14 protein-coding genes are annotated in these 20,125 nt (G+C 66.5%); 4 read left to right on the top strand and 10 right to left on the bottom strand.

The window, feature by feature from the left end; all coding sequences use genetic code 11:
• Positions 1-21: 21 nt before the first annotated feature.
• The 5 genes from ACILR9_RS11865 to ACILR9_RS11845 all read right to left on the bottom strand — a co-directional run bounded on the left by ACILR9_RS11865 (position 22) and on the right by ACILR9_RS11845 (position 4,353).
• Positions 22-822 (bottom strand): DUF2182 domain-containing protein, encoded by an 801-nt coding sequence (locus tag ACILR9_RS11865; RefSeq protein ID WP_395710135.1) that lies wholly within the window; start codon positions 820-822, stop codon positions 22-24.
• Entirely contained in the window at positions 806-1,429 is a 624-nt protein-coding gene (locus ACILR9_RS11860; RefSeq protein WP_395710134.1) for a DUF1326 domain-containing protein, read from the bottom strand. The genes ACILR9_RS11865 and ACILR9_RS11860 overlap by 17 nt, the downstream gene beginning before the upstream one ends.
• Before the next feature lie 76 nt (positions 1,430-1,505).
• A complete protein-coding gene (locus tag ACILR9_RS11855; protein WP_395710133.1) occupies positions 1,506-2,276 on the bottom strand; it encodes a gamma-glutamyl-gamma-aminobutyrate hydrolase family protein in 771 nt (256 codons plus the stop codon).
• A gap of 54 nt (positions 2,277-2,330) precedes the next feature.
• Positions 2,331-3,203 carry an urea carboxylase-associated family protein gene (locus ACILR9_RS11850; RefSeq protein WP_395710132.1) on the bottom strand — a complete coding sequence of 291 codons (873 nt, stop codon included), beginning with the start codon at positions 3,201-3,203 and terminating at the stop codon, positions 2,331-2,333.
• A gap of 4 nt (positions 3,204-3,207) precedes the next feature.
• Complete coding sequence (locus ACILR9_RS11845; protein WP_395710131.1) at positions 3,208-4,353, bottom strand: acetamidase/formamidase family protein; 1,146 nt, start codon at positions 4,351-4,353, stop codon at positions 3,208-3,210.
• A 169-nt stretch (positions 4,354-4,522) separates the two neighbouring features.
• Here ACILR9_RS11845 and ACILR9_RS11840 point away from each other — a divergent pair, with 169 nt between their 5' ends.
• Positions 4,523-5,698, top strand: coding sequence for an LLM class flavin-dependent oxidoreductase (locus tag ACILR9_RS11840; protein WP_395710130.1), 1,176 nt, complete (start codon positions 4,523-4,525; stop codon positions 5,696-5,698).
• A 235-nt stretch (positions 5,699-5,933) separates the two neighbouring features.
• Here ACILR9_RS11840 and ACILR9_RS11835 read toward each other — a convergent pair whose 3' ends face one another.
• On the bottom strand, positions 5,934-6,839 hold the full coding sequence (locus tag ACILR9_RS11835) for a LysR family transcriptional regulator (RefSeq protein ID WP_395710129.1): 906 nt from the start codon (positions 6,837-6,839) through the stop codon (positions 5,934-5,936).
• 21 nt (positions 6,840-6,860) lie between these two features.
• Between ACILR9_RS11835 and ACILR9_RS11830 the strand changes: the two genes are divergently transcribed.
• Positions 6,861-8,405 (top strand): sulfatase-like hydrolase/transferase, encoded by a 1,545-nt coding sequence (locus ACILR9_RS11830; RefSeq protein ID WP_395710128.1) that lies wholly within the window; start codon positions 6,861-6,863, stop codon positions 8,403-8,405.
• A 22-nt stretch (positions 8,406-8,427) separates the two neighbouring features.
• Here the strand turns inward: ACILR9_RS11830 and ACILR9_RS11825 are convergent, their stop codons facing one another.
• Positions 8,428-14,508, bottom strand: a complete 6,081-nt coding sequence (locus ACILR9_RS11825; protein WP_395710127.1) for a DUF4214 domain-containing protein — start codon at positions 14,506-14,508, stop codon at positions 8,428-8,430.
• Positions 14,509-14,791: 283 nt separating this feature from the next.
• On the opposite strand from ACILR9_RS11825, the gene ACILR9_RS11820 reads away from it, so the two are divergent.
• A complete protein-coding gene (locus ACILR9_RS11820; RefSeq protein WP_395710126.1) occupies positions 14,792-15,766 on the top strand; it encodes an aldo/keto reductase in 975 nt (324 codons plus the stop codon).
• Positions 15,767-15,935: 169 nt separating this feature from the next.
• Here ACILR9_RS11820 and ACILR9_RS11815 read toward each other — a convergent pair whose 3' ends face one another.
• The 3 genes from ACILR9_RS11815 to ACILR9_RS11805 all read right to left on the bottom strand — a co-directional run bounded on the left by ACILR9_RS11815 (position 15,936) and on the right by ACILR9_RS11805 (position 19,305).
• Positions 15,936-17,072 carry a cupin domain-containing protein gene (locus tag ACILR9_RS11815; protein WP_395710125.1) on the bottom strand — a complete coding sequence of 379 codons (1,137 nt, stop codon included), beginning with the start codon at positions 17,070-17,072 and terminating at the stop codon, positions 15,936-15,938.
• 176 nt (positions 17,073-17,248) lie between these two features.
• Positions 17,249-18,526: a kynureninase gene (gene kynU / locus ACILR9_RS11810; protein ID WP_395710124.1), complete on the bottom strand. Its 1,278-nt coding sequence runs from the start codon at positions 18,524-18,526 to the stop codon at positions 17,249-17,251.
• Positions 18,523-19,305, bottom strand: coding sequence for a tryptophan 2,3-dioxygenase family protein (locus ACILR9_RS11805; RefSeq protein WP_395710123.1), 783 nt, complete (start codon positions 19,303-19,305; stop codon positions 18,523-18,525). Before ACILR9_RS11805 ends, kynU begins: the two co-directional genes overlap by 4 nt.
• Before the next feature lie 98 nt (positions 19,306-19,403).
• Here ACILR9_RS11805 and ACILR9_RS11800 point away from each other — a divergent pair, with 98 nt between their 5' ends.
• Positions 19,404-20,123, top strand: a complete 720-nt coding sequence (locus tag ACILR9_RS11800) for a GntR family transcriptional regulator (protein ID WP_395710122.1) — start codon at positions 19,404-19,406, stop codon at positions 20,121-20,123.
• Positions 20,124-20,125 lie beyond the last annotated feature (2 nt).

The raw sequence follows: 20,125 nt of genomic DNA, 5'->3' as shown, positions 1-20,125 counted from the left end.
CCCAACGATTTCGGACGACGCTCACGGTGTCGTTTGACCGACGCTCAACACCCAGACGCCCCACGCCATCAGTGCGACGCCGCTCACGCGGGCGATCCACAGGCCGGCCGACAGCAGCTTCTCGACCAGCACCAAGGCGGCGAAGCCGGCCACCCACAGAAGGTCCATCGCGCCGACGACGAACAGCAGGGCCATCAGGATCCAGCAGCAGCCGAGGCAGTAGAGGCCGTGCGACCAGCCCATGCGCCAGGCGCCGCCGGCTCCGTCAAGCCAGCGGTTGAGGAGGAAGTCGAAGGGCGAGCGGCAGTGGGTGAGACAGACCTGCTTCAGCGGCGTCAGCTGGTAGAGACCGGCGGCCACCAGCAGCCCGCCTGCCAGCACTGGGCTGGTGGTCTTCATCGCCATCGGCGCCAGCAGGGCGAGGCGTTCGAGTCCCCACTGCGCCAGGGTCGCGGCGATGCTGAAGGCAGCCCAGGCGGCGAGATAGCCTGCGGTGAACAGCGCCGTCGGGACATAGGGCTGGCCGCGCTGGCGCCGCCGCTGGTTGATCGAGGCGAAGGTCAGGATCATCGGCGCCGCGCTCGGCAACATCATGCCGACCATCATGACGCACCACATCGCCAGCAGGAGCACGAGGTCGCGCGCGCCCATCAGTGGCATGGCCATGTCGGGGTCCATCGCCGCCATGTCGCGGGCGAGCCCGGCGAGATAGAGCCAGCTCAGCCCAACCAGGCCGGCAAGCGCGGCGGCAATCAGCAGCCGCGGCTGCCGAAGGGGCGCGAGAAACGGCCCAGAAAGCGGCAGGTCAGGCAGCCCAGGCAAAAGGCGCGAAGTGACCGTTGTTGCCCTTGCCGACGAGCGCGAGGTCGAGGCCGAAGCCCTGCACCTCGGTCCTGCTCGAGCGCGCCAGCGCCAGGCGGCGGTTGGCGGGATGGGCGGTGTTGTCGATATAGAACGGCTCGCCGGAGCGATTGCGCGACGCCACGCCCTCGATGGCGAAGGCGGCGATGCCGGGGATTTCGGCGGCGCGCTTGAGGCCATCCATGGTGAAGTCGATGCTTCGGTACTCGATGCCGCGGAAATCGCTCACCAGATTGTCGCGGATCATCTGCGGCGGTCCTCCCGCCGTGCCGCCGACGATCGCCGCCAGCGCCCGCCGCTGCGCCTCGTTCGCCGCCTCGTCGACCACGACGCCGAACACCCAGCCGCCATCGGCCATCACTCGGCCCGACCGGATCACCAGCGCGAACTTGAGACCATCCAGCACGATGCCGTCATGACGGCCGCGGTCGATGCGATAGACCATCAGCGCCGTGCAATGCTCGTGCGTCGCCGGCGCCTGCGGGTTGGTGAAGATGCAGGGGCAGAGATAGTCGCAGTTGCAGCTCTCCATGTACTCGCCGCTGAGTACCCAGGTCTTCTGCGCCATGGCGGTCTCCATGTGAGACGATCAGTCTAGCACAAGCGCTCACCCACTCCTCCCCAGCTTCGCTGGGGAGGAAGACTCAGGCGGCCTCTTTCCGCGCCCTCAAAGCCGTGCCGAAGGCCTGGAACAGGGCGCGGTTGATGGGGTTGATCTGGGGGTCGTACTCGGCGTGCCATTGCACCCCCAGGGCAAAACCCGGCGCGTCGGCGATTCGGATGGCCTCGATGGTGCCGTCCTCGGCAATGCCCTCGCAGACCACGCGCTTGCCGGGCTCGAGGATGCCCTGGCCGTGCAGGGAATTGACCCGGATGGTGGCCTGGCCGAACAGCTTGGCGAACACGCCGTCCGGTGTCAGCCGCACCTCGTGGCGGTCGGCGAACACGACCAGCGGGTCGGGATGGACCTCGCCGTTCTCGAGCCGCGGCATGCGATGGTTCATGCGGCCGGGCAACTCGCGGATCTCCGGATGCAGGGAGCCTCCGAACGCCACGTTCATCTCCTGGAAGCCGCGGCAGATGCCGAACAGGGGCACGCCGCGCTCGACGCAGGCCTCGATCAGCGACAGCGCCATGGCGTCACGATCCAGGTCGTAGGGCTCGTGCTTGGGATCGGGCTCGACGCCGAAGCAGGTCGGATGGACGTTGGCGCGCGCGCCCGTCAGCAGGATGCCGTCGACCGCGCCCAGCAGGGCGTCGATGTCGGTGATCTGCGGCGTGCCGGCGAACATCAGCGGCAGGGCCTCGGCGACCTCGGCAATGGCGCACAGATTGCGCTGTCCCACGAGCTGCACGTTGTGCCGGTCGTTGACGACGGATGAGTTGCCGATCACGCCCACTACCGGTTTAGTCATTCCTGCGACTCACGCTCACCGTTCAAATCCCCACAGCTCCTTCGCTAACGCATTTCACGCTGCGGGCAAAGTACCATGCGAACGGGAGTATGCGCTTCTTTGCGGGGCCTGCCATGCCGCGAGGGCGCCCTCCCGGGGCCGGTAGACCTCGACCTTGAGGGGATGGCAGCGTGCCGCGTCGCTCGAATGGGTGGCGCTGCAGTCGCCGCCTGGACAGGCCGACAGCCCGCCCAGCAGGTCGATCTCGGCAAACATCTCGAGGAAATCGCCCGGCCGGACCGGGCTCGCCTTCATGAAATACTGGTGGGTATCGCGGGTGAAGCCGGTGCACATGAAGACGTTCAGCACGTCGTGGATTTGCGGCTCGGCGTCGGCCAGGGCGAGCCCCCGGCCCGCCGCCAGCGCCCGGGTCAGGTTGGAATGGCAGCAACGGTGATACTCGGTGCCGGCCAGCAGGAGCTGGGTATAGGGGTCGCAGCGCGTGCCGATGACGTCGTGGACGCCGCCGCCGTCGGCGTCGAAGCCGTACCAGTCGAGCGTGTCGGCGGTGATCGTCGCCATCGGCCGCAGGTGCGGCAGGCAGCTCCACAGCCGGTCGCCGGTGCCGACATGGGTGCCGTGCAGGGCCCGCGTCTTGCCGCTGAAGAAGCGCTCCGAGAGATCGTGGGCGTGCCACAGATTGAGATCGCCGACCTGCGGTCCCTCGATGCTGACGATGCGGAAGAAATGCCCGGCCGGCACCTCGAAGGTCCGCGCCTCGCGCGGCGGCACGATGGTCTCGCAGACCTTGCCCATGCCTTGCCGCGCCGCCTCGTAGAACGCGCGGTCGTAGGCCGGCATTCCCTTGCCCTCGTAGACGACGACCGCCGGCGTGGCGCGACGGCTGCCGGCATCGTCCGGTGCGGCGTGACGCGGCGCAGGCTTCATCCGGCTAGCGCCCGAAGATGTCGAGCGGCAGCACCGCCGACACCGTCATGTTGGGCACGTCGACGACCTGGCTGATGCGCAGGTCGACGGCGACGCTGGCCAGGCAATAGGCCTGCTCGCGCGACAGGCTGTAGGCGTCGGCGATGTAGTCGATCATGTTGATCAGCGCATTGCGCGCCGCCAGGGTGAGGTTCTCCGACTCGGCGCGGCCGTCGGCGGCGACCGACATGCCGGTGGTGGCATAGTAGCCCTTGCTCGGCGTCGCGCCGTGGGCGCCGTGCACGCCCGCCGCGCCGTGATGGGCGTGGCCCGGCAGGGCATAGGACGGATCGCGCTGGCGCCGGCGCCGCGCCTCGCCCTTCATCACCTCGAAGCGGGCGACGAAGGTGGCCGAGGTCTCGACCGCGGTGCCGCACGATTCGCCGTCGCCCTGGGCGAAATGCGCGTCGCCGACCGAGAACAGCGCGCCCGACACCTGCACCGGCAGATAGAGCGTGGCGCCCTCGGTCAGCGACTTGATGTCGAAATTGCCGCCGGTCTCGTGCGGCGAGATGGTGCGCAGCGCGCGGCTGGCAATGCCGGCGATAGCGGGAATGGCGCCGGCGGAATCAGGCGGCATCACCATGCCGCCGCGGCCGGCGAGCTCGGCCTCGCGCGCCACGATGCGGTCCAGCAGCTCGTGCGAGGGCGCCACGCCCATCACGCCCATGAACGGCGCGCCGGGAATGCGCACGCCGGGAATCTGCTTCGACACGGCGAAGCCGCCGGCCATCTCCCAGTGCACGACGAACGGCGTCGGGAAGAGATCGCGCAGGAAACCGAAGCCCGGCATGATGACGGTGAAGCCGTGATTGGCGGTGACGATCTTCTCGATCTTCACCGCCAGCAGGTCGCCCGGCTCGGCGCCCTCGACATGGACCGGCCCGGTCAGCGGATGAACTCGCCCCATGTCGAGGCTGGCGAGGTCGGCGGCCTTGGTCCTGGGCGTGATCTGGCCGTCGACGCCGTCGATCGTCTCCATCTCGACGGTCGAGCCCGAGGCGATGCGCACCGCCGGCGCGATGTCGGGATGCCAGCGGTTATGGCCGCCCTTGTCGGCCTGGCGCGCGAGGGGCACCGCCGGATCGAGGTGGATGTGACTGTGCGCCATGCTGCTCCTCACGAGACGAGTCAGTGCCGCGAATTCCCGTGCAATTGAGGTGCCAGGGAACCGCCTGTCAATCGCGGCCGGGGTCCGGGGACTTCCGCGGCCTGCCGGTCAACCGATATGATTCCGTCCGAGTGCCCGTCCGACCAACGCCCCTCGGCAAGGAGGCAGCATGATCAGCAAGTTCGTGACCGTCTATCCCGGCCATATCGACATGCCCGATCTCGGCCAGCAGGCGACGCCGGCCAACGAGCGCAACTTCACCAACGACCAGTTGGCCAGCGTGTTCGAGAAAACCGAAGCCGTCGCCCGCCAGATGGACAGGTTTGGCTGGGACACGCTGTGGCTCGCCGAGCACCACTTCCAGCGCGAGGGCTACGAGGTGCTGCCCAATCTCCTGATGGTGGCGGTGCATCTCGCCCATCTCACCGAGCGGCTGAAGATCGGCTGCGGCTTCAACATCGCGCCGATGTGGCATCCGCTGCGCCTGGCCGAGGACTACGCCGTCGCCGACATCCTGACTAAGGGCCGCACGGTGTTCGGCGTTGGCCGCGGCTACCACACGCGCGAGGTCGAGACCTTCGGCAGCCCGTTGCAGGACCAGGCCGCCAACCGCGAGCTGTTCGAGGAGCAGGTCGAGATCCTGTTCAAGGCCTTCCACAGCGACCGCTTCTCCCATCGCGGCAAGCACTACACCCTGCCGCCGGACGTGCCCTATCGCGGCTACCAGCTCAAGGACATCACCCTGGTGCCGCGGCCGGTCACCCAGCCGGTCGAATGCTGGCAGCCGATCGTCTCGGCGACGCCGCGGGCGATGGATTTCATGGTGAAGTACAATATCAAGGGCGCGGTCGGCGGCGGGGCGGCGACCATGGCCGAGGGACCGATCGCGGCCTATCGCGACGCCGCGGCGCGCGCCGGCAAGCACTGGCAGCTCGGCCAGAACCTCACGGTCGGCATCTTCTTCCACCTCGCCAGGACGCGCGAGCAGGCGATCAAGGAGATGACTCCGTTCTTCGAGGAGCACGTCAAGATGTTCGCGCCGCTGGGCTTCGTGCCCGGCATCACGCCCGACCAGGTGACGGCCACTCAGGGTCGCGGCGGTTGGGCCGCGGCCGGCGTGCCGACCCTGGAGCATTTCATGAAGCTCGGCTCATGGTTCGCCGGCACGCCGGACGATCTGATCGAGCATGTGAAGAAGCTCGAGGCGCGCTTCCCCGGCATGGAGCACATCAACTTGTCGACCAGCCTGTGCACGCCGCAAGCGGTCATGCTCGAGCAGTTCCAGTGGGTGGCCGAGGAAGTGATGCCGTCGTTCGGCACCACGCGATCGCTGGCGGCGCAGTAGACAAGAAGCCTCACACATCTTACTCGCCTCCCCCGTAATGGGGGAGGTGCCCTGCGTAGAGGGCGGACCGAGCTTCAGCGCGTCCTTCACGCCCTGCGTGGAAATCGGCTGGGCTGCAACGCTGCTGGTATGAAGTGCTTGCTCTTCGCCATCTGACCCGCGCCACCGGAGGTCCGGTTGTTGAGGATATCCGGGACGTTGCCCGGATGAAATGCCGCCGCCGGGTATCAGCCCGTCAATTGTCTCGTCTTCTGGCGGCGATGCGGCGCAGCTCGGTGGTCAGCAGGCGCAGCGCCGGCGACGGCTCGAGATGGCGGCTGCGCACGATGCCGGCTTCGCGGTTGAAGCGCAGCTGGTCATGGTCGACGGCCGCGATGCCCCATCCCTCCTCCTGCAGCAGCAATTGCGAGGTCGTCATCGCAAGGCAGTCGGTGAGGCGCAGGGTCGCCAGGATCATGGACAGCGAATCGACCTCGACGACAACCACCGGCTCGGGCAGGCCGCGCGCCCGGAAAGCCTGCGCCAGACGCTGGCGCACCAGCTCGTTGCGGCCCGGCAGCAACCAGCGCTGGCCGGCGTAGTCGGCCAGGTCGCGTCCGCTCCTGGCGAGCAACGGATGGCCGGTGCGGGCCACGACCTGCAGGGTGTCGCGGGTCAGGCGCAGGAAGTGCAGGTCGGGATCGATGCGGTTGTCGGGCAGCGCGCCGATCACGACGTCGAGCTCGCCGCGCCGGAGCTGCCAGATCAGCTGATCGGCGAAGCCGCCCCTGACGCTGAAGCGGATGCGCGGATGGCGCGCCATGATGGTGGCGATCGAATCGGGCAGCAGGCGGCTCAGCCACGACGGACCGGCGCCGATGCGGACATGCCCCAGGGCGCCGCTGGCGATTCCGGCCATCTCGGCCTGCGCTTCCGCCATCTGGCTCTCGATCAGCTTGCCATGGCGGTAGAGCGCGCGGCCGGCCTCGGTGAGCTCGACCCCGCGGCCGCGGCGGTGATAGAGCCGGGCACCCACCTCCTGCTGCAGGCGATGCATGCTCTTGGACAGGCCGGGCTGGGTGATGCCCTTGGCCTCGGCGGCCTCGCTGACATTGAGACGCTCGGCGATGGCAAGGAACAGCTCTATCTGCCGATGATCCATGTCATTCCCTGGCAGTCATGATTGGCACTACTGTCGATCGATTGCCGGCGCGCGGCAAGCCGGGCATCGCTGGCCGTCCAGAAGAAGGGGAGCGAGGCGATGGGGCGAGAGCACAGGCCGCGGAACATGCTGTTCATCATGTCCGACGAGCACAACAAGCGCGTGCTCGGCGCCTCCGGTCATCCGATGATCCGCACGCCTCACCTCGACCGGCTGGCCGCCTCCGGCGTGCGCTTCACCGACGCCTATTGCAACTCGCCGATCTGCGTGCCCTCGCGCGCCGCCTTCCAGACCGGCCGGTACGTGCACGATGTCCGCTTCTGGGACAATTGCATCGCCTACGACGGCAGCGTGCCGTCGTGGGCGCATCGCCTGCGCGCATCGGGCCATCGCGCCGAGTCGATCGGCAAGCTGCATTACCGCAGCGCCCAGGACGACAACGGCTTCACCCGCGAGCACATGCCGTTGCACATCGTCGACGGCATCGGCGATCCGATCGGCATGCTGCGCGATCCGCCGCCGCGGCGCGTCGCTGCGTTGCGCCTCGCCGCCGATGCCGGCCGCAGCGATTCGACCTACCAGGGCTACGACGACCGCATCACGGCGGCGGCCGAGGAGTGGCTGCGCGCGCAGGCGCGCCAGCCCGACGACAAGCCGTGGGCGCTGTTCGTGTCGCTGGTCTGCCCACACTTCCCGCTGAAGGCGCGGCCGGAATGGTTCGATCTCTATCTCGAGGCCGAGGTGCCGTGGCCCACGCAATACGCCGCAGCCGAGCGGCCGCATCACCCCTATCTCGAGGCGATGCGCGCCTGCCAGGTCTACGACGAGGCGTTCGATTCGCCCGAGAAGGTGCGGCGCGCCATCACGGCCTATTTCGGCATGGTGAGCTTCGTCGACCACAATGTCGGGCGCCTGATGGCGGCGCTCGAGGAGACCGGCCTCGCCGGCGACACCCGCGTCGTCTACACCTCCGACCACGGCGACAATCTCGGCGCGCGCGGCCTGTGGGGCAAATCCAACATGTACGAGGAGGCGGCCGGCGTTCCGATGATCCTGGCCGGCGCCGACGTGCCGCAGGGCGTGGCGTGCGCCGCCCCGGTGTCGCTGGTCGACGCTTTCCCCACGATCGTCGACTGCGTCGGCCTGCCGGTCCATGCCGACGACCGCGACCTGCCGGGCGCCTCGCTGCTCGATGTCGTCGCCGGCCGCAACCCGCCGCGCACGGTGCTCTGCGAGTACCACGCCGCCGGCGCCATCACCGGCGCCTTCATGATCCGCCGCGGCGCCTTCAAGTACGTCCACTATGTCGGCATGCCGCCGCAGCTCTTCGACCTCGCCGCCGATCCGCTGGAATTGCGCGACCTCGGCCAGGACGCGGGTCATCACGGCGTGATCGCCGACTGCGAGGCGGCGCTGCGCCGGCTCGTCGATCCCGACGCCGTCGACGCCCTGGCGCGGCGCGACCAGGCCGCCAGGATCGCGGCCCTCGGTGGCCGCGAGGCGATCCTGGCCAAGGGCAGCTTCGGCTACTCGCCGGTGCCGGGGGCCCAGCCGGTCTACAATTGAAACGCGCTGGGGGTCTCCCTCGTCAGGTGAAGTTGTCCGACGTCAGCGTGTTGACGCCGACGCTCGAGAGGATGCCGATCAGGTCGATGTTGGCGGTCGCCGGATTGTCGGCATTGACGATCTCCACCCCCATGATGTAGGCGCCGCTGGTGGCGCCGGCGAAGTATGCCGTCATGGTGTAGGTGCCGGTGGCGATCGTGCCGATCGCTTCTTTCAGAAGGGTGCGCGCTTCGCCCTGGTCCCACGTGTCGTCCATCAGGATCGAGCTCGAGTTGATGACCACCGTCGTCTGCGCGACGTTGGTGTTGTCCGCCGTGATGAGCTGGAAGCTGCCGCTCGAGATCGAGTTGCCGTTCAGCTGAATCTGCACGAGGTCGCCGCCCAGCCCCGAGCCGAAGTTCGTCAGGGTCGAACCGAGGTTGAGGCCGCTGAACGACGCTCTGGTGTCGTTCAGGACGATGAAGTCAGTGCCGCCGCCCGACAGGTCGACGGTGGCGACGTACACATTGCTGACGTCGATATAGTTGGTGTTGACCCGCAGGAAGTCATCGCCGGGATTCGACAATTTGTAGCCCTCGATCCCGGTCAAGGTCGAGCCGGTCGTGCCCGAATACGCCGTGGTGATGTTGAAGTGGGTCGTCGTCAGGTCGATCGTCTCGGGGCCGTTGAGACTGGTGCCTTGCACCGACTTGGACAGCGAGTTGACCTTGCCGTTGGTGCCCACGAACTGGTCCCACAGGTCGGCATTCAGCCTGACGCCGTCAGCGACATAAAGGTGCTCGAAGTTGGAGAACGTCGCCTCGCTGATGTCCGCTCCCTTGAACGGTCTCAGGGAGTCGTTGGTCGTGGCACCGCCATTCAGGGTTCCAGCAATCTTGCTGTCCGCCGCGATGATGAGATCATCGGAGTCCTGGCTGAGCTGGACGGAGAGGCCGGTGTGGACACCTCCGAGCTGCAGCGTCGTGAAGGTGAACAGGCCGCTGCCGCCGGGGACTGTTATGGTGTGATTGATGCCGCCGCCGAGGTCGTTGATGAACATGCCGACGCCGCCACTCACAAGCAGGGTGACCCCCGTCAATCCCGCGGCAATATTGGCGACATTCCGGTCTATCTCCACATTGCGCAGGTCGGTCACGAACTGGTTGTCGCCGGTGATCGTGTAGGTGCTCATCGGGCCGTCGAGCAGGACCCAGTTCTCGATGTCTGCGAACAGGACCTTGTTGTCGACCCCGCCACCGGTCGTATCCAGCGTGACCGTGTTCACGCCCGGGGCGGCCGAGCTGCCGGTGAACTGGGCATACTGCGCCGCCGTCATCTTGACCGAGGCATTGCTGGCGAGGACGAGGTTCTCGAAATTCACGACCGTCGCGCCGGTGATGTCGTCGCCGTTGGCCAGCGACAGCGTGTCGAAGCCCGCGCCGCCATCGTAGATGCCGGTGAGGGCTCCTCCCACCAGCGACGTCACGGTATCGTCATGATCTCGGGTGCTGATGTTGGTGCTGCCGACGTTGGAGGTCACCTGATCGATCCCGGCCTTGCCGCCGACGCCTCCGATATAATTCTGGGACGCGCCGGCGCTGCCCATCGTGAAGATCGTGTTGCCGGTTGCGCTGACCGTGACGTTGTCTCCGTTGGCCCCGACGACGTTCTTGGTCGAGCCGGCAAGCAGGTGAAAAGTCCCGATGGCGGTCGTCCTCGCCTGCAGGTCGACCTCCCTGGCGTCGGTGGTGATCATCAGCGTGTCACCGCCACCCTTGGCGTCGATCTTCAAGCTCGCCACCCGCATCTGTTCGCCAGTGGCCTTGATGATATCGCCACCAAGACTGCCGGTGATCGTACCGGTCTGCGAGTCGCTGAGCGTGAACACGAGCGCTCCCGTCGAGGCCTCAAGCGTGTAGTTCTCGATGTTCTCCAGGCCGATGACGTCGGCCGTGAAGTCCGACAGGATGACCGTGTCGTCGCTGCCGTTCGCGAACACCTTGTTCGTGATCTCGTTGTGGGCCTTGACGTTCATTCGCACTGTCGGGCTTCCGGCCGCCGCCGCCAGCGTCAGGTTTTCGAACTCGCCGCTACCCGCGGTCAGGTCGGTGTCGACCGCCTGCAGCACCAGCGTGTCGCCCTGCACGTTGTGGGCGCCGCCAAGCAGGATGCCTGTCGGGCCGCTGAACGGGTTGATCACGGTGTCATCGTCCGACCGGCCGGTGACGTTCTGGTCGGCCACGCCGATCGTGAACCTGTTCGAGTCCGAGTCATCCTGGCCCAGGATATACTGCTCGATCCCCTTGTCGCCCGTCGTGGTGCCGTCGGTCGTCAGCGTGATGATCTGAGTCTTGCCAGCGCCGCCGGTGTCCAGGAAGTCCTTGGCGAAGTCGTTGTGCTGCACGAGCGTCATGCTTGCCGACACGTCGGTGTTGCCAAAGCTCACGCTTTTCGGGCTCATGGCGCCGCCACCGTTCACGCCGGAGACGTCTGTCGTACCGCCGGCGAACCGCACCGTATCGCCAACGCCGCCACCAATCAGATTGCCGCTGAATGTGCCGGCTCCGAAAGTGAGGATGTCGTTGCCACCCGCGCTGATGTCGACATTCTGCGTGAAGCTGCCAAAGTCGGCCACGACGGTGAAATCGTCATCACTGCCGCCCAGGAAATAGTTCTCGATCCCCGTGTCGCCCGTGGTGACGCCCGAGTTGACGAGCGCGATGGTCTGAGTGCCATTCGTCTGGTCAAACGGCGAGCCTGCTGCCACGAAGCCCTGGTGCTGGGCCACTGTCATGGCCACCGTGACCGGGCTGTTGTTGAAGTTCGCCTTGCCGTTCAGCGTGGCGCCGCCATTGACGCCGCTGATGTCGCTGTTGACGCCCACGCCGCCGACGAACTTCACCGTGTCGAGCCTCGTGAGGCCCATCACGTCGCCGCTGAAGGTGCCGATACCGAACTTGATCACGTCAGCCGCAGGGCCACCCGCGGCGGTGACGTTCTGCTTGCCGCCGGCGAGCTGTGGATCATTCTTGGCCACAGTAAAATCCCACGACCCGCTACCAGCCAGCACATAGTTCTCGATTCCGCCATCGCCGAGGATTATCGTCGCGAGGGCGCTTGTCAGCGTGATGGTCTGCGCATTCCGAGTGTTGATCAGCAACGGCTTCAGCGGACCGTTGTACTGCAGCGCTGTCATGCTGACATGGATGCTCGAGTCGGCGAAGTCGAGCTTGCCGGCCCCGGTAGCCCCGCCCACGACGTCGTTTGTGTTCTTCAACCCGGTGATATCGACATCGCCGCCGCCCGCGACAAACCGGTAGGTATCGTCGGCGGTGACGCCCTTCATCTGGCCGCTGACCGCGCCGGCGAACACGAGCACGTCGCTGCCACCGCTCGAGACGTCGACTGTCTGCGGCGGGTTCGCCATCTTGTTGTCCGGCGCCGCCGTGAAAGTGTCGTCGCCTTCTGCCAGGACGTACTGCTCGATCCCGACATCGCCGATCGCAGTACCCGAGGTCGCGAGCTTGATGGTCTGCGTGCCGCCGGTGTTGCCAAATGGTCGGGTGAATCCGTTGTGCTGCGCCAGCGTCATCGTCACCACGAGTCCGGCATTGCTGAAGTCGACGTTTCCGGCACCGGTGGCGTTGCCGCCGTTGATGCCGGCAACGTTGGCGTTTCCAATGAACTGCACCGTGTCGTTGGCGGCCGTACCGACCAGCCTGCCCGCGAAGGTCGCAGATCCGTAGATGATCGTATCGCCCCCGGATGACCCGGCGATGTCGACATTCTGGCTCGGCAAGGCGCTGGACACGGTGAACGTGTACGGGCCGTCGACCAGCACGTAATTCTCGACGCCACTATCGCCGTTCGCGTTGCCGTCCGTGCTCAGGGTGATCGTCTGGGTTCCACCCGTCTTGCCGAACGGCTGGGCGAAGCCGTTGTGCTGATCCGTCGTCATCGTCGTCGATGTCGACTGGTTGTCGAAGTCGACCAGCGAGGTGATCGCCTTGCCGCCATTCACGTTGGAGACATCGGCGTTGCCGGTGATCTTCGTCGTGTCGCCGGCGCCGAAGCCTGCGCCGTTCATCGTGCCCGAGAACTTGCCGGTCCCGAACACCACGATGTCGGTGCCGCCGTTGAAATCGACGCTCTGGCTGCCGGTCGTCAGCAATCCGTTATCGGCCGCCACCGTGAAGACGTTGTCGTCACTGCCCGGACCAGCATTCAGGATATACTGCTCGATCCCGGCATCACCCTCGGCTGTACCGGCATAGTTCAGGGCAATCGTCTGCGTGCCGGCCGTGTTCAGCAACGACTGCGCCAAGCCGTTGTACTGTGCAAACGTCACGATGACGCTGCGATTGGTGTTCATGAAGTCGGCCCTGCCGAACGTCGTCACCGCGCCACCGTTGATGCCGGTGATGTCGACATTGCCCGCAAACTGGATCGTGTCATTCGACGAGCCGCCCTTGAACGTCCCGTCGTAGGCACCGCCCAGGCTCAGGGTCGCCGTGTCGGCGCCGCCGGAGCTCACGTCGATGCTCTGGCTGTTGCTGCCCAGGGTGAACGCATCGTCAGCCGCCGAGAACACCCAGGAGCCCACGGCATCGTCGAGCACCGTACCGCCCGTCACCCGATCGGAGAAGGTGACGGTCGTGTTGCCGAAGGCCGAGCCGCCGCTGGTGATGATGCCGAAGATCGCACCGATCGCCGAGTTCTCGAACAGTTGGTACTGCTGGAAGGTCATCGTCGTGTTCGACGGGCCGCCGGCCGAGATATCGAGCGCGACGAAGCCACCCGTCGCCTGGATCGTGCCGACGCTGAGGTTGGCGACCTTGCTGCTCACCTGAATGATGTTGGTGGACACCCCCGAGCCACCCATCACATCCAGGAACCATGCACCGGCCAGAGTCTCCGGGCCGCGGATGGTGTCCTGGCCGGATCCGCCGATCACCTTGGTGAATTGCGTGCCGGCATTGAAGCCGACATTGTTCGCCGCATCGAGCAGGTTCAGGTTTTCGACGTTCAGCACCACCGCGTCGGTCGTCCCGGCATCGCCGACCTGGCCGAACGCGTTACCGAACGTCAGCATGACGTCGACATTCAGCGTGTCGATGCCCTTGCCGCCGTCGATCTTCAGGGCGTTGTCGAGGTCACCCTCGTCGACACTGAACGTGTCGTTGAAGTCGGTGGCGATCAGCGTGCTCCCGGCCTGCATCAGCGGGCCGGCTCCGAGGAAGGCTTGCGTGTTGACGGTGATGGCGCCGGTCAGCGCCGTCAACTTCGAGAAGTCGTAATGACCGATCTGGCTCACAATCGTAATCGTGCTCCCGAGCGGCGCCTGTCCATCGCGGAAGTACGCCGCGCTGTTGGCGCCGCCGCCGGTGATCGGGTGGAAGTCGTTCCACTGCCGGATCGACAACGTGCCGGCGAACCCGCTCGGGATGGCCAGCTGATCGAAGCCGATCAGGATGCCGTTGGCCACGTCGCCGTTCTGCAGCGTCAGCGTGTCCTTGTTGCCTGGACCGCCGAACAGGAACTCGCCCGGCAGCAGCACGCCCGAGAAGATCACGATGCCCGCCGAGCTGGTGATGCCGTCGATCTGCAGGATCGCCGCTGCAACCGTCGCCGGATCGTCGGTCACCGGCATCACCACATCGCGCGCGCTCTGAATGCTGGCGATGCCGATCCAAGGTAGGTTGTGGTCGACGAACTTCTGGGCGTAGTCGACCGCGACGTGCGTCCTGTTCTCGATCGTCGTCTTGTCGGCACCCTGCGCGCCCGAGATGATGTTCAGCACCATCTGGCCCGGCGGCGTGCCCTGCACCGTCAGCTGGTCCACCCAGTAGGCCACACCGCCGGCGTCGGGACCGCGGTTGAACAAGTCCTGGTAGATCGCCGTGATGAACGCCACGGGATCGCTGGCGGACGGCGCCGCCAGGTAGGGATACCGTGCCGTCACTTCAGGCTGCACCGCGAACGAGTTCGCGATCGCCACCAGGGACATGCCGCCGTTCAGCCGATCGACCCAGTAGCTGAGACCCTCAGGATCGGCCGCCCGGCCGCAGTACCCGACGTAGAGCTGGCCAATCAGCTCCTGCGCCGTGTCGATCGGAAATGCCATGGGGAAACCAACTCCTCAGATGACAGCGTTCCATTCGCGCGTGACAGCAGAGGAGATACAGGCGTGACGACGTCCTGCAGCAGCAGACCGAGAGTGGCCGCCATCGGCATCGGACGCTTAAATCTTGCCCTGAAAGACCCAATCCCACAGCCCACGCTACGCCACCCGCAAAACTTCATTGCCAGCACGCTAGCACATGGCGCAGCCAGCGGGGACTCCGGGTCACGCCAACACGACAGAAAAGCCCTCCCGGCAACCGCCAATATGCCGTAGAAACGCCACCATGAAGACAAAACTCCTGGGCCGCACCGGCATCTCCGTCTCCGAGCTTTGCTTTGGCACCATGTCGTTCGGCGGCGACGCCGACGAGGCGACCTCGGGCGCGCTCTATGCGGCGGTCCGCGATGCCGGCATCAACTTCTTCGACACCGCCAACGAGTACAACAAGGGCCGGTCGGAGGAGATCCTGGGCCGCCTGATCAAGGGCCATCGCGACGATCTCGTCATCACCACCAAATGCTTCAATCCGACCGGTCCTGACGTCAACGCGCGCGGCGCCAACCGCCGCCACGTGGTGCGCGCGGTCGAGGATTCGCTGCGCCGCCTGCAGACCGACCGGATCGACGTGCTGTTCCTGCACCGCTTCGATCCGGTGACGCCGATCGACGAGGCGATGCGCGCGCTCGAGGATCTCGTGCGCTCCGGCAAGGTGATCTACCCGGCGGTCAGCAACTGGTCGGCATGGCAGACGCAGCGCGCGGTGGACCTCCAGGAACGCCACAACTGGTCGCGCCTGCAAGTCATCCAGCCGATGTACAATCTGGTGAAGCGCCAGGCCGAAGTTGAAATCCTGCCGATGGCCGAGGCCAACGGCATCGGCGTCATTCCCTACAGCCCGGCCGGCGCCGGCCTGCTGTCGGGCAAGTATTTCGGCCAGGCCTCGGGCCGGCTCAAGACCAACAGGATGTACGAGGCGCGCTACGGCGATCCCTGGATGGTCGAGGTCGCCGAGGCCTATGTCGGCTTCTGCCGGCAGGGCGGCCTCCATCCGGTCAGCACGGCGATCGCCTGGGTCGCCGCCCATCCGGCGATCACCGCGCCGATCATCGGCGCCCGCAACGTCGAGCAGCTGAAGGATTCGCTGGCCGCGGTGACGGTCGACATGACCCCGGCGCTGCGCGCCGAGATCGCGGCGCTGTCGCGCACGCCAGCGCCGGCGACCGACCGCTCGGAGGAGCTGCGGACGGCGAAGGGCTGAATGAGGAAAGATCCCTCGCTCATGCTCGGGATGACAGTTTTTACGTCTGGATGACGGTCTTCATGTCATCCTGAGCGGAGCGAAGGATCTCATCGCCAGAAGTCACGAAGCACACCCGTGCTCGGCGGCGGTGAGGCCCTTCACTTCGTTCAGGACGACGGAATCACCCTCACCCCGCCGCCTGCTGGTAGCCGCCGTTGTCGCCGAACGCCTCCTCGCGATAGAGGCTGAGCGCCTGCATGACCGGCAGGTCGTTGAAGGTGAACAGGCAGGCGTCGTCGCGGTCGGACAGGTTGCCGTGCTCGTGCCACATCCAGGACGGCACGCAGAAGATGTCGCGCTCCTGCCAGTCGAAGCGCTTGCCCTCGATGATCGAATAGCCGCTTCCCTTGCAGCACTGGTAGATGAAGCTGCCGGTGTGGCGGTGCGCCTTGGTCTTCTCGCCGGGGCGTAGCATCTGCATCGCCGCACCGATGGTCTGCATCACCGGACCGCCCGACACCGGGTTGATGTAGTTCATCATCACCCCGTCGTAGGGCGATCCGTCGGTCACCTTGGCATAGCGGTTGAGCGCCTCGTAGGTCGGCGCCCATTCGTACTTGAGCAGCGGCGAGTAGGGCTTCGACCACGTCCCCGTCGACGGCACCAGCCCAGGGTTTCCGAACGCGTGGCGCATGTCGTCGACCGGATGCCCGACGGTCTGCTGCAGGTTGGGATGGACGACATAGAAATTCGCTTCGAGCGCATTGACCAGGGGAATGTCGAGACCGTCCTGCCAGATGCAGGGCGTGCCGGTGGCCTCGACGCCGTGCTCGTGCCAGGTGCCGTTGGGCGTCAGCACGAAATCGTTGGCGCCCAGCGTCATCTTGTGGCCGTCGACGACGGTGTAGGCGCCCTCGCCTTCCATGATGAAGCGCAGCGCCGATGCCGAATGGGCATGCGAGGACGCGACCTCGCCAGGATTCATCACCTGCAAGCCAGAGTACAGCCAGCCCACGGCGGCCGAGACGTCGCGCCGGCCTGGATTGTTGAGATAGATGACGCGCCGGCCCGCCTTCTCGGCCGTCACCAGGTCGAGCGAGCGCATCACGGGCTCGCGCAGGTCGGCGTAGCGCCACAGCACCGGGACCGAGCCCGACTTGGGCTGCCACGGCTCGATCTTGTTGGCGACGGTCCACAGCGCGCCGGCCTCGTATCGTTCGAGGTCGTCGTAGTAGGCCAGCAATTCGGGCGTGTCGCCGACATTGGCCCGTCCCGCGACATCCTCGCGGTACTCGTCGCGACGTCTTGGTGCTGTCGGTGCCATGATTGCCTCCTGCGTGCCGATCCTAAGGGCCTGTCACACGATAATCGCTACAAAATGTCTGTCATCCCGAGTGCAGCGAGGGATCTTTGAGGCCGCAGAAAGGTCCCTCGCGACGCTCGGGATGACAGCATTGTCGTCACAACTGAATCGACTATTTCGTGACAGAATGCACCGCATCAGGTCACGACAGTCGTGCCCCGGAACTCCGCGCGATCCCAGCTGCCGGTCTGCAGGATGCCGTGCAGCGCCTCCACGGCGCGCACGATATCCGCGTAGCCGATGTAGAGCGGCGCCACGCCGAAGCGCATCGTATCGGGCATGCGGAAATCGCCGATGATGCCTTGCGCGGCCAGGGCGCGCATGACCTGCAGCCCGTTCCGGTAGCCGAAGGCGACGTGACTGCCGCGACGGCTGGCGTCGCGCGGCGACTGGACCGTGACACCGAACGAGGCACACGCGCGCTCGACCAGGTCGATGAAGAACTCCGTCGCATCGCGTGACTTGTGATGAAGCTGCGGCAGGTCGACCTCTGCCCACAGCTCGAGGGCCGCGTCGAGGGCTGCCAGGCTCAGGATCTGCGGCGTGCCGCAGACGAAGCGCCGGATCGCCGCCGCCGGCTGGTAGTCGAAGCTGAACTCGAACGGCGTCTTGTGCCCCATCCAGCCCGACAGCGGCTGCCGGGTCCGCTCGATCAGCTCGGGCGACACCCAGCAATAGGCCGGCGCCCCCGGCCCGCCGTTGAGATACTTGTAGGTGCAGCCGATCGCGAAGTCGCACCCTGCGCCGTTGACGTCGACCGGCACGGCACCGGTCGTGTGCGACAGATCCCACACGGTGAGCGCGCCGGCGGGACGGGCGGCGCGATTGATCGCCGCCATGTCCTCGACCAGCGCCGTGCGATAGTGGACGTGGCTCAGGACGATGGCGGCGACGGACTCGTCGATCGCATCGGCAAACGAGTCCGTCGACTTCACCGCGCGCAAGGACACACCCGGCACCATGTCGGCGATGCCTTGGGCGATGTAGTTGTCGGTCGGAAAATTGTCCTCCTGGAGCAGCAGCACACGGCGCTCCGGGCGGAGCGCCAGCGCCGCGGCGATGCACTTGAACAGGTTGACCGAGGTGCTGTCGCCGACCACGACCTCGCCGGCCCCTGCCCCGATCAGCGGCGCGATGCGATCGCCGACGATCTCCGGCAGGTTGAACCAGCCCGCGCCGCCCCAGCTGCGGATCAGGCCCTGCGACCATTCGCTGCCGAGAACGCGCTCCATTCGCGCCGCGACGGCGCGCGGCATTGAGCCCAGCGAGTTGCCGTCGAGATTGATCGTACCGGCCTGCAGCACGAAGGCGTCGCGAAAGCGCGCCAGCGGATCGGCGGCATCGCGTCGTGCCGCCTCGGCGCGTGCCGCCGCGAACACATCTGTCCCCGCCGGTCTTGCCGCGACGTCACTCATGTCTTTGGCTCCGCAGCCACGACCTCGCCGCCGGCACCGGCCGACATGTCGTGGCGCAATTCCCACAGCTCGGGAAAGAACAGATGGCGCGTCGTGGCCGCCAGGTAGTCCTGGCCGACCATGCCGCCCGTACCGCGGGTGCGCATGCCGATCTGCCGGCGCACCATCAGGATGTGGCTCTGCCGCCAAGCGGCGACGCGGCGGTCGAGCTCGAAGATGCTTTCGAGCAGGGAGAACAGGTCGAACTGCTTCCAGCGGTTGCGATAGATGTCCTCCGGGCGATGGCCCGAACGGGCGATGGCGCCGAAGAAGGCGGCGCGCAGGGTGCGCGGCGTGCCGGCGATCATGCCCGGCCAGGCCTCCTCGACCCGTCGCGCATACTCCTCGCCGGCGATCTCGTGCAGGCCGCACAGCACCTCGAGCTCGCGGAACTGGCGCGACTGCAGCCCCGACGCCCCGGTGAGCTTGCCGCGAAACTCGAGGAAGTCGGCGGCAGACATGGTCTCGAGCACCGTCCAATGCGCTTCGGCCAGCCGCAGGATCTCGGCGACCCTCTTCAGCAGCCAGTTGGCCTGCGCCAGCTCATCGGCGTCGCAATGGGCGACGATGCGCTTGAGATCGAACAGCAGCTGCTTGAACCAGATCTCGAGCGAATGGTGCGTGGTGATGAAGACGTGCTCTTCGGGATGCGTGCTGAGCGGCTGCAGGCACGAGAGCAGCCGGTCGAGCTGCAGATGGCCGATGTAGCTCAGCTGGTTCTCGCTCAATTCCTTCGACATCCCACGACTCCACCAAAAACCGTTTGCCGCATCTGCCGTGCATCGATATATGATCAAATATTAAAGATAGCAAGTTGGTCAGGAGACGGACGAAGAGCATGGCCGTGTTTTCCGCCGAACCGCTGGGCGTCACGCCCGTCGATCGCGCCACCATCCACGAACGCGTCTACGAGCAGCTGCGCGACCTGTTGATGAGCGGCCATTTCCGCCCCGGGCAGACCCTGACCATCGGCGAGCTGGCCGAGGCCTTCGAGACCAGTGCCCAGCCGGTCCGCGACGCCATCCGCCAGCTGGTCGCCGAAAAGGCCCTGGTCGGCCGCCCCAATCGCAGCGCCGCCGTGCCGATCATCGATCGCGCCGGCCTGGAGGACGTTCGCCGGGCGCGCATCGCCGTCGAAGGCCTGGCGGCCGAGCTGGCGGCCGAGCGGGCGAGCCCGGCCGAGATCGACGAGCTCGAGCGATTGATCGAGCGCGAGATCGAAGCCGATGCGGTCAATCACGTCGACGGCTTGGTGGCGCAGAACCGCGCCTTCCACGCCCGGCTCTATGCCCTCTCCGGCTCGCGCGTGCTGCCGCCGATCATCGACAGCCTATGGCTGCAGGTCGGCCCCTACATCCGGCCCAGCGTCGAGCACCGCGACGTCGCCGGCGGCCGCTCGCTGCACCATGTCGAGCTGATCGATGCCCTGCGGCGGCGCCAGCCAGCCGACGCGCGCGCCGCCATCGAGCGCGACATCGACCGCTTCTTCACCATCGCCTTCGACGTGGTGAAGACCATGGAGAAGCGCACCGTCGAGCTGAAGAGCGTGATGCCATGAGC

Source organism: Reyranella sp. (assembly GCF_044224635.1).
Taxonomy (GTDB): Bacteria; Pseudomonadota; Alphaproteobacteria; order Reyranellales; family Reyranellaceae; genus Reyranella.
This window is presented reverse-complemented; position numbering and strand designations above follow the sequence as displayed.

Coding starts and splice junctions, on each gene's coding strand:
- ACILR9_RS11815 (WP_395710125.1), bottom strand. CDS start 17,072: ATGGCACCGACAGCACCAAGACGTCGCGACGAGTACCGCGAGGATGTC.
- ACILR9_RS11860 (WP_395710134.1), bottom strand. CDS start 1,429: ATGGCGCAGAAGACCTGGGTACTCAGCGGCGAGTACATGGAGAGCTGC.
- ACILR9_RS11820 (WP_395710126.1), top strand. CDS start 14,792: ATGAAGACAAAACTCCTGGGCCGCACCGGCATCTCCGTCTCCGAGCTT.
- ACILR9_RS11845 (WP_395710131.1), bottom strand. CDS start 4,353: ATGGCGCACAGTCACATCCACCTCGATCCGGCGGTGCCCCTCGCGCGC.
- ACILR9_RS11840 (WP_395710130.1), top strand. CDS start 4,523: ATGATCAGCAAGTTCGTGACCGTCTATCCCGGCCATATCGACATGCCC.
- ACILR9_RS11835 (WP_395710129.1), bottom strand. CDS start 6,839: ATGGATCATCGGCAGATAGAGCTGTTCCTTGCCATCGCCGAGCGTCTC.
- ACILR9_RS11800 (WP_395710122.1), top strand. CDS start 19,404: ATGGCCGTGTTTTCCGCCGAACCGCTGGGCGTCACGCCCGTCGATCGC.
- kynU (WP_395710124.1), bottom strand. CDS start 18,526: ATGAGTGACGTCGCGGCAAGACCGGCGGGGACAGATGTGTTCGCGGCG.
- ACILR9_RS11855 (WP_395710133.1), bottom strand. CDS start 2,276: ATGACTAAACCGGTAGTGGGCGTGATCGGCAACTCATCCGTCGTCAAC.
- ACILR9_RS11825 (WP_395710127.1), bottom strand. CDS start 14,508: ATGGCATTTCCGATCGACACGGCGCAGGAGCTGATTGGCCAGCTCTAC.
- ACILR9_RS11805 (WP_395710123.1), bottom strand. CDS start 19,305: ATGTCGAAGGAATTGAGCGAGAACCAGCTGAGCTACATCGGCCATCTG.
- ACILR9_RS11850 (WP_395710132.1), bottom strand. CDS start 3,203: ATGAAGCCTGCGCCGCGTCACGCCGCACCGGACGATGCCGGCAGCCGT.